This is a genomic window from Pelagicoccus sp. SDUM812002 (assembly GCF_031127835.1).
In the GTDB taxonomy this organism is placed as follows: domain Bacteria; phylum Verrucomicrobiota; class Verrucomicrobiia; order Opitutales; family Opitutaceae; genus Pelagicoccus.
On record NZ_JARXHX010000019.1, the window covers coordinates 1 to 14491 of the forward strand.

9 protein-coding genes are annotated in these 14491 nt (G+C 56.8%); 5 read left to right on the forward strand and 4 right to left on the reverse strand.

Annotated features, from left to right (window positions below; translation table 11 throughout):
- From QEH53_RS19675 to QEH53_RS19685, 3 genes are all read left to right on the forward strand, one after another.
- The coding region (locus tag QEH53_RS19675; protein WP_309024933.1) for an MBG domain-containing protein at positions 1-1167 on the forward strand (1167 nt) is incomplete at its 5' end.
- Positions 1168-1278: 111 nt separating this feature from the next.
- Positions 1279-2775, forward strand: coding sequence for a hypothetical protein (locus tag QEH53_RS19680; protein ID WP_309024934.1), 1497 nt, complete (start codon positions 1279-1281; stop codon positions 2773-2775).
- 84 nt (positions 2776-2859) lie between these two features.
- The gene (locus tag QEH53_RS19685; protein ID WP_309024935.1) at positions 2860-4182 is read left to right on the forward strand and encodes a sulfatase; all 1323 of its coding nucleotides are present in this window, start codon (positions 2860-2862) and stop codon (positions 4180-4182) included.
- Positions 4183-4208: 26 nt separating this feature from the next.
- Here QEH53_RS19685 and QEH53_RS19690 read toward each other — a convergent pair whose 3' ends face one another.
- The 4 genes from QEH53_RS19690 to QEH53_RS19705 form a co-directional block, all read right to left on the reverse strand.
- Positions 4209-5636, reverse strand: coding sequence for a sulfatase-like hydrolase/transferase (locus tag QEH53_RS19690; protein ID WP_309024936.1), 1428 nt, complete (start codon positions 5634-5636; stop codon positions 4209-4211).
- A gap of 114 nt (positions 5637-5750) precedes the next feature.
- The gene (locus tag QEH53_RS19695) at positions 5751-8465 is read right to left on the reverse strand and encodes a polysaccharide lyase family 8 super-sandwich domain-containing protein (protein ID WP_309024937.1); all 2715 of its coding nucleotides are present in this window, start codon (positions 8463-8465) and stop codon (positions 5751-5753) included.
- A complete protein-coding gene (locus QEH53_RS19700) occupies positions 8462-10066 on the reverse strand; it encodes a sulfatase (RefSeq protein WP_309024938.1) in 1605 nt (534 codons plus the stop codon). The genes QEH53_RS19695 and QEH53_RS19700 overlap by 4 nt, the downstream gene beginning before the upstream one ends.
- Before the next feature lie 326 nt (positions 10067-10392).
- Positions 10393-11424 (reverse strand): LacI family DNA-binding transcriptional regulator, encoded by a 1032-nt coding sequence (locus QEH53_RS19705; RefSeq protein ID WP_309024939.1) that lies wholly within the window; start codon positions 11422-11424, stop codon positions 10393-10395.
- Positions 11425-11580: 156 nt separating this feature from the next.
- On the opposite strand from QEH53_RS19705, the gene QEH53_RS19710 reads away from it, so the two are divergent.
- Together QEH53_RS19710 and QEH53_RS19715 are read left to right on the forward strand one after the other, a co-directional pair.
- Entirely contained in the window at positions 11581-13053 is a 1473-nt protein-coding gene (locus QEH53_RS19710) for a hypothetical protein (RefSeq protein ID WP_309024940.1), read from the forward strand.
- A gap of 16 nt (positions 13054-13069) precedes the next feature.
- On the forward strand, positions 13070-14476 hold the full coding sequence (locus tag QEH53_RS19715; protein ID WP_309024941.1) for an FAD-dependent oxidoreductase: 1407 nt from the start codon (positions 13070-13072) through the stop codon (positions 14474-14476).
- Positions 14477-14491: the final 15 nt, after the last annotated feature.

A 14491-nucleotide genomic window follows, 5' to 3' on the forward strand; every position in this document is an offset into this window, starting at 1 on the left:
GCGCTATCAGTGCTCAGCGGTCCAGCCGAAATCTCCGGCAACACCCTCACCCTCACCGGTGCCGGTTCCGTAACCGTAGAAGCGTCCCAACCCGGAAATGCCAACTACGCTCCGGCAACCGCCCAGCAAGCGAGCTTCGAAGTGGCTCAAGCTGCAGCTAACCTCAGCCTTGACGGTCTCTGGCACGTTTACGACGGTGCTGCCGCCGAAGTTTCCGTAGAAACGGATCCCGCATCCTTGGAGGTTACCCTGCTCTTCGATGGCGAGCCTGTCGCTCCCACGTATCCAGGAACCTACGACGTAACTGCAACCGTCGACGATGCAAACTACCAAGGCGACGTCAGCGGTAGCCTCACCATCGTGGCCACAGCGCTCGTCCAGGACGCACCGACCTTGAACGGTGGCGTCATAGGATCCGTGCAACTGATAGAAGCCGAATCGTTCAACCTCAATGGCGGAACTGCCCTATCAGGCGATCTCCTTCTCCCCGGCACTCCGGAGATTCGCGTCAACGGCCAACCTGGATTCTCCGGAGGAATTGATGCCGGCGGCGACGTCGCTCCCGACGACTACCGCATCACCTTCAACGGAGGCGCCTCCCTCAACAACGTTGTAAGCCGCGTGAATCCACCGAGCCTCCCAGTGGTAGAGGCGACACCCGCTCCAGCAGGCAACCGCAACGTTTCCCTCAACCATCCTGAGGACGAAATCGGTGACCTCGCGACCTTGCGAAACCTCACCCTCAACAGCAACGCTGGTTCACGCGAACTCCCAACCGGTACCTACGGAAAACTCACCGCCAACGGCAGCAGCAGTTTCATCCTCGGGACCGCAGGCGCTACTGAACCAGCAGTCTACAACCTCGAAGGCATCACCCTAAACGGCTACAATACCGGTATCCAAATCCTGGGTCCCGTCGTGATCAACCTTAGCGGAAATGTCTCGCTCAATAACGCCACCATCGGCGACGAGGCTTCGCCAGAATCCCTCTGGCTCCGCTTCTCCGACGGCGACCTCACCCTCAACGGCTCCTCAAATCTTAACGGATTCGTCGAAGCACCCAGCAGCAAGGTTACCCTCAATGGTTCCTCTACGCTACAAGGCTGCATCGCCAGCGAGAAACTCGTAATAAACGGAAACGCCCTCCTAACCTGGGGCGCTGAATAAACAATCTCAGTACCGGCGTACCTGATCACTGACCCGGTCGCCGTTTTCAAGAAACTTTGGCGTGGCTCGACACTTTTCGAGCCACGCCTTACCCTTTTTCCAACAAGATCCGTGAACACACTCTCCCGCTTTTTCGCAACATCTCTTACCGTATCCGTCCTATCGTTACAGGCGGAAACGCCTCCTAAGCTCTCGACCGGCTTCGAAGAATGGCAGCTCGCTGAGCAAGGCGTCATAGATAGCATGCCCGCAGGTTACGATCTCATCGGAAGACTCAGCCCTCGCGAAGCCACTGAGATCGGAGGCTCCTTGCTCGGCATCGGCGGCGAAACCATGGACCGCGACTTTACCGACTTCGAAGCGTGGGGACCCTACTTAAAACCGCTCGGAGCTAAACATGTCCGCCTGCAAAGCGGCTGGGCCAAGTCCGAACGGAAAAAAGGCGAATACGACTTCGCCTGGCTGGATCGCATCGTCGACGGCTGCCTCGCTTCCGGCGTGCAGCCCTGGCTGAGCCTCAGCTACGGTAACCCCATCTACGAAGGCGCCGGCGGCACCGGGCTTGGCGGAGGACTTCCCCATTCCGAAACCGCCCTGCAAGCCTGGGAAAACTACACCCGCGCCGCTATCCAGCACTTCCGTGGCCGCGTCGCAACTTACGAAATCTGGAACGAGGCTGACCTGCGCCACAACCAAACTGAAGTGGGCGCCTACCCTCGCCTATACGAACGTACCGCGAAGATTATCCGCGAAGAACAACCCGAAGCGACCATACTCGCCCTCGCCCTTGCCTACGTGCACGCCCGCCCCGGCTCCGGCCTGGTTGACCTCGTAGAAACCCTCTCCGCTCGCGACAGCCTCTCCCTTATCGACGGTATCACCGTGCACGGCTACCCCGCCAACCCCGACCACAGCTTCGAGCGCCACGCCGAAGTCCGCGCCTACTTCGACCAACACATTCCCCACGCCGTTATCTGGCAAGGCGAGACCGGCGCCCCCTCGGAACGCGCCGAAAAGTTCGCCCTCAAGAATCTCGACTGGTCCGAACTCAGCCAAGCCAAGTGGGACCTTCGCCGCTCCCTCGCCCACTGGTCCCGCGACATTCCATTCTCCCTCTTCTCGATATCGGAGATGAACTACAACCAAGCCCACTTCGATATTTTGAATACGAAAGGGAAACTCAAGATCCGCCCCGAGGACCTCTCCATCGAACGGCCCAAGATCTCCTACTTCTCATACCGCCACGCTTGCGCTCTCTTCTCCGATCAACGCTTTCCGCAGCAGCGCGACACCGCCGTCTCCAACCTCTCCAGCCTCTATTCCTTCAAAGTAAAGGACCGCCAAAGCGGACATCAAGGCTTCGTCTTCTGGGACGCTGCGGAAAAACCAGACGAGTCCTTCGAAGCTCAAACCGTCAGTATCGTTGCCAATGAGCTCAGCCTGCAAGAACCCGTCCTGCTCGACCTCCTCAGTGGACTCGTTTGGGCCGTGCCCGAAGACACCCTCGCCCCCTTCGGCCCGAGTCTCAGCCTCTACGATCTCCCTGTCTGGGACAGCCCCCGCGTCATCGCCGACGCCCAGCTATTCGATTGGGCGCCTCTCGACTGAACTCAGTCGCCTTACCTTTGACTATTTAAGCCCAATTCATTGCCTACTTAACACGCTGCAAAACGCCTTAAGGCTGATCCTCTCATGCAAAAATGTCCTCCCAACATCCTCTACCTACACTGCCACGACGCCGGCCGCTATATCCAGCCCTATGGTTATCCTGTAGTGACGCCCAACCTACAGCGACTCGCCGAGGAAGGAACGCTCTACCGCAACGCTCACTGCGCCAACCCGACTTGCTCTCCTAGCCGGGCCTGTCTGCTCACCGGCCAATACGCCCACAATAACGGCATGCTTGGCCTAGCCCACCGCGGCTTCCGACTCAACGACTACCAGCACCACCTCGCCAACCAATTGCGAGCCGCTGGCTACACCTCCGCCCTCGCCGGCACCCAGCACATCGCCGCCCCGCCGCTTTCAAGTATCGAAGACATCGGCTACGATCAGATCCTCACGACCGAACAAGATTTCGAAACGCCCACCGCGGCCGCTGAAAACTACTTTGCCAACCCGCCCCAAAAACCCTTCTTTCTTTCCCTCGGCTACTTCGCTCCCCACCGTACCGACGACGGGGCCTTTCCTCGCCAAGTCGAGCCCCCCAATCCAGATTACCTGCGTCCGCCCGTTCCCATTCCCGACAGCCCGGAGACGCGTGCCGACTTTGCCAACTACGCCGCCAGTATCCAAAGCCTGGATATTAGCATCGGGCGAGTCCTCGACGCCCTCGACCGCTCCGGCCTTGCGGAGAACACACTCGTCATCGCCACCACCGACCATGGGATCGCCTTCCCTGCCATGAAATGCAACCTCACCGACCACGGAACAGGAGTCATGCTCATCCTGCGCGGTCCCGGCGGTTTCAACGGTGGTAGGGTCGCTGAATCCCTCGTTTCGCAAATAGATCTCGCACCCACCGTACTAGAATTGGCTGGCCTCCCCATTCCCAAGCGCATGCAAGGCCAGAGCCTGCTGCCAAACGCAGAGGGCAAAGTCGCCAAACGCGACTGCGTCTTCGCCGAAATCAATTACCACGCCACGGAAGAGCCCTCCCGCTCCGTGCGTACGGAACGCTGGAAATACATCCGCCGCTACAAAGACTACCCCTACCAACCACTACCCAACTGCGACGACGGCCCAAGCAAGGATTTTTGGATACAAAACGGTTGGACCGAAAATGGCTACGAACAAGAGCTGCTCTTCGACCTCACCTTCGATCCCTGCGAATCGCGGAACCTCGCCACGTCCCCTGCCAACGCCGTCGTCCTTGAGGAGATGCGTTCCCGCCTCGACCAGTGGATGAAGGAGACGGACGACCCTCTACTCTCCGGCCCCCTCCCTCGAACGGAACAGACTGTCATCACCGACCCCAAGGAACGTTCTCCCAAAGGGAAACGCCTAAGCGTTTGATAAACTCCCTTCGTTCTACCAGCTGCCTATTTACCCGAATCCAGCAATCTATCTGGATTCGTGTAACGCCCTCGAGCCTCTTCCAGCTTCGCTCGCATCTCGAAGAGTATTCGCTTCAAGGTAATGTCGCTGGCTAGGTTGTGCTGCTCCTCCGGGTCGCTCTCCAGATGGTATAGCTCCTCAAACTGCAAGGCCTGCAAACTGGAGTCGTCATAGGTCGCGATATACTTCCATTCCTTGGTACGGACTGCCAGATGCGGTTGCGTTCCATGCTGCGGAAAAGGCGCCTCGTAATAAATGTATTCACGCCATCCGGACACAGGTTCACCTTTCATGATCGGAACCAAGCTTCGTCCCTGTAAGGCGTCGCTCGCTTCAAGGCCTGCCAGTTCCAGAACTGTCGGCATGATGTCGATATTGAGCACAAGCTCATCACGTACCCCTTTCTGGACCTCCGGACCGGCTACGATCATCGGAACTCGGATCGACTCTTCGTACGCCAGCACTTTACTGGTAAGACCGTGCTCGGAATTGAACCAGCCATTGTCGCCCATCAAGATAACGTAGGTATCATCCGCCAAGCCACTGTGCCTTAGGTAGTCCATCAGCTTACCCACCGCCGAATCCATGTCGGTCACCGATGCGTAGTAACCTTGAATGTGGTCAAGTACAGATTCCGCTTCTGCGTATCCATACTCCAATGCTCTCAGGCGAGGCCGGCTCCGCGACAAGTACGGGGGCTTGCCCAACAGTTCGCCTTCCCACGTTCTCGGTAGCGGCAAGTTAGATTTCGGATACTTATCCAAAGTCTGCGCGCGTGCCGGCCAAGCGAACTGGTTGTCCATGTGCGGGGCGAAAGAATTATACCACACAAAAAACGGCTGCTCCGCCCGCTTGCGTTCAAGGTAACGAACGGCTTCTTCAGTGGTCGCATCATCTACAAAGCCGCTCGTGGCAATCTCGGTCCCTTGCCGCTTGAACTCCACATCCCAATACGGCACCAGTCCGTAAAATGTGGACGCATAGTCAAAGCCGAGCCGTTCTGGCGTAGCTTTAAGATGCCATTTACCGAATACCGAAGTTTCGTAACCCGCTTCCCCTAGCCTTTGGGCAAGCGTCCCCTCCTCAATCACTAAATCAGTCTGCATGTCTACCACGCCGTTGTGCGTACCATAGCGACCCGTGAGCAACGCCGCTCGGCTCGGAGCGCAAATCGAGAGCGTCACGAATGCATTTGGAAGATAGAGACCATTTTCCGAAAGGCGGTCTATGTTCGGAGTTTGGATACGCGAATTTCGGGAAGCACCCACTGCATCCCAACGGTGGTCGTCCGTAAAAATGACAACGACGTTGGGGCGACTTTCCGCGGCAACGCGGCACACTGCAGCCAAGGCCAGCAGCACTGCCATCGCGGTTAACGATTTTGAAATACGGGAATAAACAGATAGTTTCATAGCGGGTGTGATTCTTTTCGGGGGCACGAGATTCATTACATTGGAGCAACGAAGTCGCATCGCTTACAGCAAATGCCTATTTATGCAGCAGCATGTACAGGGCATGGTCGTCTACTAAAATTCAATCTCTCCTGATACCGAACCACCCGCGTCATGCAGATTTCCTGGCAACTCGAGCTCGAGCGAGAGACGCTGCCCAGTATCGGCTTTCTCGATAGTTACGGTAACGCCTCCAGTTTCTCTCGCCGGACTCGCAAGAGTAAGCAGAAACGTTCCTTCAGCCGATTTGCGCAGGAGCACTGCGCACCGTCGGTCTACCTTGACAGAATAGCCAACATCAAGCGGCACCGTCCCTCCTTCATAGAAAACTGCACCGAATACGCCAGCGGCTCGGTCGGCGACCGCCTGAACCTGTCCTGTATTCTCCAATACAGTAAACCGAGGCTCTTCCGCAAACGCTTCAGCGGAGTCGATGTACGCATCAGCTACGACTCCATAGACATAGCGGCTCGTTTCCGGCGAATCGTGCTCTACCGAAACCGTAAGCACTTCGCCGCTCAGAGGCAGTTCTGATTCCCTCCGACTCAGCTCCCGCCAGCTCCCCTGCTGCCTCTGGGCAACGACCTCGACCCGCTGGCCTTCTGGGAAAAAGTAGACGAACCCGTCATGAGACACCCAACGCACATCGCCTTCCACCTGACGTTCGCCTAGCTCCAAGAGGGCCTTGACTCCCTGAGCCCCTCCTATCGCGACCTCCCCGTTCAAGCGGGTTTGGTTGACCGTGGTCTGAAGCTTTCCTCCCCTCGACCAATCGATATCCGCCCCCAGGCAAACCAAGCCCCAGTCGAAGCCGAAGTAGGCTTTTTTCGCGTGTACGCCGTCCTTTCGATAATCGTACCCAACGCAACCGACCCATCCGTCGCTTACGCCTCCGGCGAAATCCGATCCGCCTTTCGAGCCTGCTTTGGGGAATTCTACAGGCCGTTTCGACTCTTCGGGAACAGGGATCGTCGCTCCTGGAATCTTTCTCCAATTCCAGATCGGCAAGAGGCCTTCGTACTCATCGCCCCTTCTTAGAAAGAGCGTCGCTCCATCCGGCAGATAATAGCTCTTTAGCCCTTCTCCGTTAAGAGACTCCGTGCCGGACATACGCTGCGAATAGACGTTAACGGACGCGTAATACTGCGGCCGGCGATGCACCATGAACTCAGAACGATGGAAGTAGCGGTTACCTTCCAATTCATCTGCCGCGTAGTCACGAGTCGCCGCAATCAGCTGCCGCAGCTCTTCTTTTCGATCCGCGTCCGCGTCAAGCAAGGTCGAGGCGGCCTCAGCCAAATAGCGGGCGCTGCTCTCTGGCCGAACTACGTTCCTGCCCAGAGCAGCGAAATCCGCAAACAAGCCTCGGGCCATCCAGCGGTTGCCCTCCAGAAGCATGTCCTCTAGAAGGGCTAGCGTCTCGCGGGACATCTCGAACTGTCCGCCTTGTGACCAATAATAAGTCTGAGTGGCGTCGATGGCAAAGTCAGCCCCGTATCCATGGGAGTACAACAATGCCCCATGCTGATGAAAGCTAAAATCCGACTGAACTCCCTCGCCCGCCGTCACGCGGACGGTATCTTCAATCCGTCCGAAGGCACGCTCGACCAATGCGGGGTTCCCTTCCAGCACCCCCCGCATAGCAGTAACCTTGTTGATCCAAACGAGATTCTGGCCGGTCATCGCACGCTTCGCTCGCTTCATGACCTCCACGATTCGCTCTTTCCTCGGCTCGGAAAGCGCTTCGTCAAGCAGGGCAATTCGTCCCATCTGAAGGGGCACTCCAATTTCATTTCGCCACCAATTCTTGAATACGAAACCTTCCTCAAACCAGTAGTCCAAACCGCGATACAAAGCGGCTCGGGCTTCTTCTCCAAAATCAGAGAAGCGAACCGAAACCGCCAATTCCAATAGTCGATTCATGTGCTCCCAACCTCCCTCCGCATCGGGAGCGCCTGAGTGGTAGTATCGGATGTCCTGCCAGGAGCCATCCTCCTGCTGCGAATTGAGGTAACCTCGCAGTTCCGCTCGATCCAACTCTCTTTGCTGGGCTTGTACGATCCTCTCACGCACGCGTCGCAGGTCCTCCTTCGTACCTGGGCTTAGCTCGTGCGGCGCGTCCGGATCGGCTTGATGCCTCTCAAATCGCTCCTCGGCCCGCAGTTGATGTTCCTGCGCCCTTTGAAGCGTTCGACGCGCAACCTCGCCGCTCGAATCTCCCAAGAGCAAATCGCCCCAGTGTATTGGCAGCGGGTTCGGCCCGGGCGCCTGCTTAAGCTCGAACTTCATTCCGAGATCCGTCCCCTCGCGAAGCTTTCTTTCACTCAGCTTACCGAGGTCCGCAGACAATTCAATTTCCCATCCCTGCCCCGAGTGCCTTCCTTGGCCTTGCATCACTTCCTTTGGCTCCACTGGGCTGCCTCCCGTTCGCACGAGCGAAAAGGATAGCTGACCATGTTCATCCGGCAGGGATACCGAGAAATGGTAGTCGTCTTCCTGATACGCGAAGTCACTGTCGTTTTCAAAATCCAGGCAGAAGTGAAAATAGCGCCCCGCTTTCATAGCCGCATCGTCTAGCTTGATTCCCACACTCAACTGCCCGTCAGTCCAACCGAACTTCAGCCAGTAGTCAGCCAACTCCCCCGTGACTCTCTCCCAGGGAACATCAGCGAGCTCCTTTCGTTGCTCGCCATCCAAGCGCTGGGCGATGTGCATGCGAAGCGGCTCGGAAGCGTTGCAAGTTATCGCTCCCGCGAGGACGAATGCGTATACGAACCCGATCAATCTCATAATGCTGCGTTACTCTTTTTTGGAAGTTCGTCCATCTCGGCCTCAGAAGGAGCAGGGAATTCGCGCATCGGGCTGTAGCGTAGATAGGAATCGAATACTTCCTTGTCCGGACCGACCACTCGTGGATCGTTCGTTTGCTTGAGCTCCGCGAAGAGCGCTTTCTTAAGCTTAGCTTCTTGCTTCGCGTGGCTTTCATTGCCCGCTAGGTTACGGAGACAGTAGGGATCCGCCTGCACGTCATAAAGTTCGAACTGCGGGCGCTTTCCGACCGCTAAATCAAGGAAATGCCTCGCCCCTTTGTTCACGTATTCTTCGACTAGATGCGACTTGCTGGGACTGGCGTCGATGTCGGTGAAAGCCCATTCGCTCACGTGCTCGCCTGTCTCGTTCATGCCATATAGGGGCAACAGTTTCCTAGAATCTTCTGGATCGACGCACTGGGGAGCGCCAGCGGGCCAGCGTTCTGGCTTTGCGTTCCACACCAGCAAATACCGCTCGCTGCGGATCGCCCGCTGCGGATACCCCCAATTGTCGTGACGAGAGGAAGAATGCCGCTCCCTTCCAGAGAACGCGTATTGATTTCTCAATACACCGGATCCGCTCTTTTTCGAGCTCAGAGCAGCGGCTATGCTCTTGCCCCTCATGGCCAGCATTTCTTCCGGCTTCGTACGCGTCAGCTCCAATAGGGTCGGCGCAAAATCAATGAAACGAACAGGGTCGTCGATAACGCGGGCTCCCGGGAACGCCTTCGGGAAGCGAATAGCCAGCGGCACGCGAACGCCGTAGTCGAAGCAGTTGGCTTTCGCCCTCGGGAACGGCATGCCATTGTCGGCAGTCACGATCACGATCGTGTTCTCAAGCTCACCCTTCTCTTCGAGATAACGCAGCATTCGCATCAGGTGGAGGTCAAACCACTCGATTTCCAAGGCATAGTCCAAAAGGTCACCGCGGATCACGTCATTGTCAGGCAAAAATCCCGGCACTTGTACGTCAGTGAGTCGCTTATCGCTCCGCTTCCAGCTTCCTTTCTCGTAGCGGCGGTGCGGCTCCGTTCCTCCGTACCAGAAGAAAAAGGGTGCTCCATCAGGACGATTCTCCAGGAAATTCTCAAAATTCGAGAAATAGTCGGACGGGCCGATCCGGGTGGTCGGACGTCTGTCCTCATGCCCCTCTTTACCGTAGCGAATGTCGCTAAGCTCAGGTCCGGCCGCATTTCCTTCGCGCCACTGACTATCGCTTTCGTCACGAGCGTACTGGAACGGGCCCACGCCCTTGCCAGTCCTACCGACGTAATATCCATTCCGGCGAATTTCGTCGATAAAAGGAACGTGCTTTTTCAGCCAAGCGGAAGCGTGCTGCCCCGATTGTTCGTTCTGCCAGTGGTGCCGGCCGGTAACAAGGGCGCTACGCGACGGAGCGCAGCCAGGCGAGCCCGCGATGCAATTCGTAAAATAGACTCCTTCTTCCGCGATCCGGTCGAAGGCTGGCGTATTCACGAATGTACTACCCGCAAAACTTGTATGGTCGTAGGACTGGTCGTCGCTGATCGCAAAAAGGATGTTCGGGCACTTCCCTTCCTCTCGGGCCCCGAGGGTTTCCACAGAAATAAAAACGAGCGCTACGCAGCAAAGAGAGCAAGTTGACTTCAACACGCTATTGAACGCAGCAAGGCAGCGCTTACCTACCCATAAGACTAACTTTATTCTGAATGGGGTCATAAGTTTCGGGGTTTAGGAAATTCGTTTCGAGATTCGGATACGAACCCACCACTCTCACAATAAAATCCTTATTGATGGCGGGTGAACAAGTTTCGACATCGAAGCACGGACGGGAGCGGACTGGATCCGATCCACTCTACGTGATTGATCTAGTATGACATTCTCGCTCGCAACGGCCTGAGTTCATTTACCGTAAACAATCCTAGGTTCTATCGGATTTTGCGCACCGTCGGCCCGCCGAGCCAACTGCCTTCCATCTTGACTGTCTTGGGAGCCGACGGCAGCCCCAACTCTCGGCTGTGCAGCTGACCTACAAGCTGCTCGACCGCAGCCCTTCCCAGCAAGTTAAAGCGGGTCCGCATTCCAGCAACCTTCGCCCCATCCTCAAAGAGTTCCAGTTGAGCGAAGCCGACCTCCTCCGGAACCGCCACACCTAATCGCTTCAAGGCGTCCCAAGCTGCAGGACGGTTCGAGACCACGACCTCTGGTCGATTCTCTTGATACCACGTCTCGAAGCCTCCGTCGTCCCAATCCTTGTATTCATATATCGGAACATATAGTTCTTGAGCCACTTCGGAGAGATGACAAAGCGCAGCCGCTTTGTGGCGCATGGCGTGCATACGCTGCACGTCTTCGTTGAATACAAAACCGAACTTCCGGTAACCGAGAGCTTTCAATTCGGCGAGCAACGTGAACGCGTTGTTGAAGTGAAACTCCATCACTCGATTGACCCGAGGTTCCACGATCGTGTCTCCCAACGCCACAAACGAAAACCCCGAACAGTCGAAGTCCAGCTTCGTGCCCGCCTTGCCCGACGAGGAGAGAATGATCCCCTCTATGCCCCGCGATTTAAGGATGCCCGCCAAACGTTGCGGACTGGTGCGTGGCTGATGGTACCAAAACAGCTCCAAGTGGTAGCCAAGTTCCTCCGCCCTTTCCGTAGCGGAATCATGGAACATTGCCAGCAAGACCTCGCGCTCTACGAAACGGCTATCTTCGCTCGTGTTCAACAAGGCGATCGTGTTCTGAAAAACCCGTGTGCCCTTCCGCCCAGCCAGATAGGACATCATGCGGGAAACCGCGGGATCCGGAACATAGCCCATCTCCTCTGCAATCTTGATGATGCGCTTTCGCTTCTCCTCAGACACGTTCGGCGCCCCCCTTAACGCATAGGAAACCGCCATCGGCGTCACTCCCGCCCGCTCTGCGATGTCCTTTAATCGTACCCGCTTTTCACTCATGCATCCAAGGTTGAGGGCCGCCAAAAGGCAGGGCAATTCATTTACGGTAAACAAACGGGAAACGTTGCTGGCAACAGTGTCAATTGGCGACAAGGTAAGGGTCAGAGGACACATCACCCCTCTCTCCCTGACACGCCTTTTCATACCAGACTTTACATGGACAGCTCCCCATTCACCGCTATTGATTGGACCTTGCTAATCGCATTCCTGCTCGGAACCACCTGGTTCGGACACGCACTGCGCGGCAAGGGCCAAGACGTCGAATCCTTCTTCGCAGGAGGCCGCGACCTGCCATGGTGGGCAGTCTCCGGCTCTCTCATCGCCACCAGCACCAGCGCCCTGACCTTCGTCGCGGTTCCTTCCGTGGTCTTCAAGCCGGGCGGCGACCTGACATTCTTCCAGATTTCCCTAGGGTTTATATTGGGCAACATCCTGCTGGCCCACACCCTCCTTAAAGCGATCTACAATGCGAAGTACTACAGCCCATACGACTTCGTAGAGGACCGGCTCGGCCGCAAGGTTGCCAACTACACCCGCCTGCTCTTCACCGTGGGGGCCGTACTGTCGCAAAGCGTACGCCTGCTTTCCACCGCTCTAATTCTTAGCGTTGTAACCGGACTTTCACTACAGCAGTCCATCCTTGTGATAGGGCTGTTCGCCGTCATTTGGACCTGGATGGGGGGCATCACCACCGTCATTTGGACCGACTTCCTGCAGTTAATGATTTTCATTTGCGGCAGCCTGTTCATACTGGCAAACCTGCTATTCGCCCTGCCGGGCGGACTGACGCAGATTTTGGAAATCGCTGACGACAAGGGGAAGCTCGTCATCCTAAACCTGACCGCCAACCCTATGGTCACCTACACCCTCTGGGTCGGCATCTTCGGCACGAGTATCTTCGAGTTCGCCCAGAAAAGCGTGGACCAAGTCGTAACGCAACGTCTCTACTGCTGCCGCAATTTGCGCGACGCCCAGAAGGCGCTCTACGGAGCCTGCTTCGCCAACGTAACCGTATGGATCATGCTCGCGGTCGGCATCGGCCTCGTCGCCTTCTTCGAAGTCAACCCGCTTCCAGCTGAAGCGGCGGCCCAAATCGCTGCCGAACCGGATCGCGTAGTGCCCTACTACATCGTGAACCACTTGCCAGTCGGCATCTCTGGCTTGCTGGTCGCCTCCCTCTTCGCAGCCGGTATTTCGACGCTCGACTCCGCGCTCTCAGCCCTCTCCCAAACCACCACCACCAACCTACTGCGCACCTACATTTTCCCAAATCGCCCCGACCGCTTCTACCTGAAACTCTCCAAAGGCTGCGTGCTCTTCTGGGGCATCACTCTTAGCATAATCGCCCTACTTTTCAACTCTACCAAAGAGCTCGGACTTCTCGACATGGGACTATCGGTACCAGGCTATGTCTATGGCTCCATCCTCGGTATCGCTTTGCTTGCTTGGATGCGACTGGGTAACTTGCAAGCGATCCTCACCGGCAGCGTCGCTGCCACTGTATCTATTCTAGCACTACAGAAGTACGGCGTGAGCTTCTTCTGGTGGTACCCCGTCGGCGCCGCCGCCCTGATTGCGATTGCCTTGGTCACCCTCCGACTGTTCCCAAGCAAAAGCCAATCTAACTAATCCGTATCCAATTTCCATGACAAGCTCACCAAACCTTTCACCTTCCTACGACATCATCGTCGCCGGAGGCGGTCCTTCCGGTTCGATGGCTGCGCTCGCCGCCGCCCGCGAAGGCTGCCGCGTCTTGCTCGTCGAGCAGTTCGGCTTCCTCGGCGGCAGCCTCACCGCCATGGGTGTCGGCCCCATGATGACCTTCCACAACAACTCCGGCGATCAGGTTATTCGCGGATACCCGCAAGAACTGATCGATCGCTTGATCGCGAAAGGCGGAAGCCCCGGACACGTCGAAGACATCATCACTTACGTTTCCACCGTTACCCCTTTCGACAGCGAAATGCTGAAAATCGAGCTGGAGGAAATGCTCACCGAAGCGGGCGTCGACATCCTCTTCCACACCTTGCTCTTGGACGCAGAAGTGGAAGACGGTCTTCTAAAGGCCATAACCATTGCCAACAAAGCTGGCGTTTCCCGCGTCGAGGCAAAGGTGTTTATCGATTCCACCGGCGACGCCGATCTCGCCTCGCGAGCAGGCGTGCCCTTCGAGTTCGGGCGTGAAGCGGACAGCCTCACTCAGCCCATGACCATGAACCTGAAGCTGGGCAACGTCGACCGAGACAAGTTAATCGACTACGTGAAGAACAACGTCGACGACTGCGAGTTCGACTACGGATCTGAGCTGGGGCTCAAGCGGCTCGAAACGGCCCCTCGCCTCTCGCTCAAAACCTTCATCAAAGCCCTTGAGCAGGCGCGCAAAACAGGGGAGATAAGCTTTAATCGGGAATTCATCCTTCTATTCGAGACGAGCGAAAAGGGAACCTTTATCATCAATGTATCCAGAATTCAGGGACTCGACCCGACAAATCCTCTCGACCTGAGCAAGGCAGAGATGATCGGACGCAAGCAGTGCCTTGAAATCTTCAATTTTCTCAAGAAGCATGCAGCAGGCTTCGAAAACGCGATCCGCCTAGACTCCTCCAGCAAAGTTGGAGTGCGCGAATCCAAACGCGTCATTGGACGTTACACGCTCACTGCTGAAGACCTGCTGGCCGCCCGCCAATTCGATGACACCATCGCCCTCGGCGGCTACCCGATCGACATTCACTCACCGGACGAGAACGGAACGAATACCCAGTTCTTCAAACCCGGAACCACTTACAGCATCCCGCTCCGTTCGCTCATGACAAACGAAGCCCGGAACCTGATCGTCAACGGGCGCTGCCTCAGCGCCTCGCACGAAGCTTTCGCCGCTATTCGCACCACGCCTACCATGATGGCGATCGGACAAGGAGCCGGCACCGCCGCCGCATTTATGCAAAGGTCGGAAAGCTTCAGCGACCTAGATCTCGATCTCGAACAGCTACGAAACTTGCTCGAAAAGAACGGTGCGCTGCTCGTCCCACCCACCGCTGCCATCGAAGCCTAGCCCTCGGAACACGCG

Bases quoted from the DNA above. Each gene is read 5' to 3' on its own strand.
- QEH53_RS19685 (WP_309024935.1), top strand. From the start codon at position 2,860: ATGCAAAAATGTCCTCCCAACATCCTCTACCTACACTGCCACGACGCC.
- QEH53_RS19690 (WP_309024936.1), bottom strand. From the start codon at position 5,636: ATGAAACTATCTGTTTATTCCCGTATTTCAAAATCGTTAACCGCGATG.
- QEH53_RS19695 (WP_309024937.1), bottom strand. From the start codon at position 8,465: ATGAGATTGATCGGGTTCGTATACGCATTCGTCCTCGCGGGAGCGATA.
- QEH53_RS19705 (WP_309024939.1), bottom strand. From the start codon at position 11,424: ATGAGTGAAAAGCGGGTACGATTAAAGGACATCGCAGAGCGGGCGGGA.
- QEH53_RS19710 (WP_309024940.1), top strand. From the start codon at position 11,581: ATGGACAGCTCCCCATTCACCGCTATTGATTGGACCTTGCTAATCGCA.
- QEH53_RS19715 (WP_309024941.1), top strand. From the start codon at position 13,070: ATGACAAGCTCACCAAACCTTTCACCTTCCTACGACATCATCGTCGCC.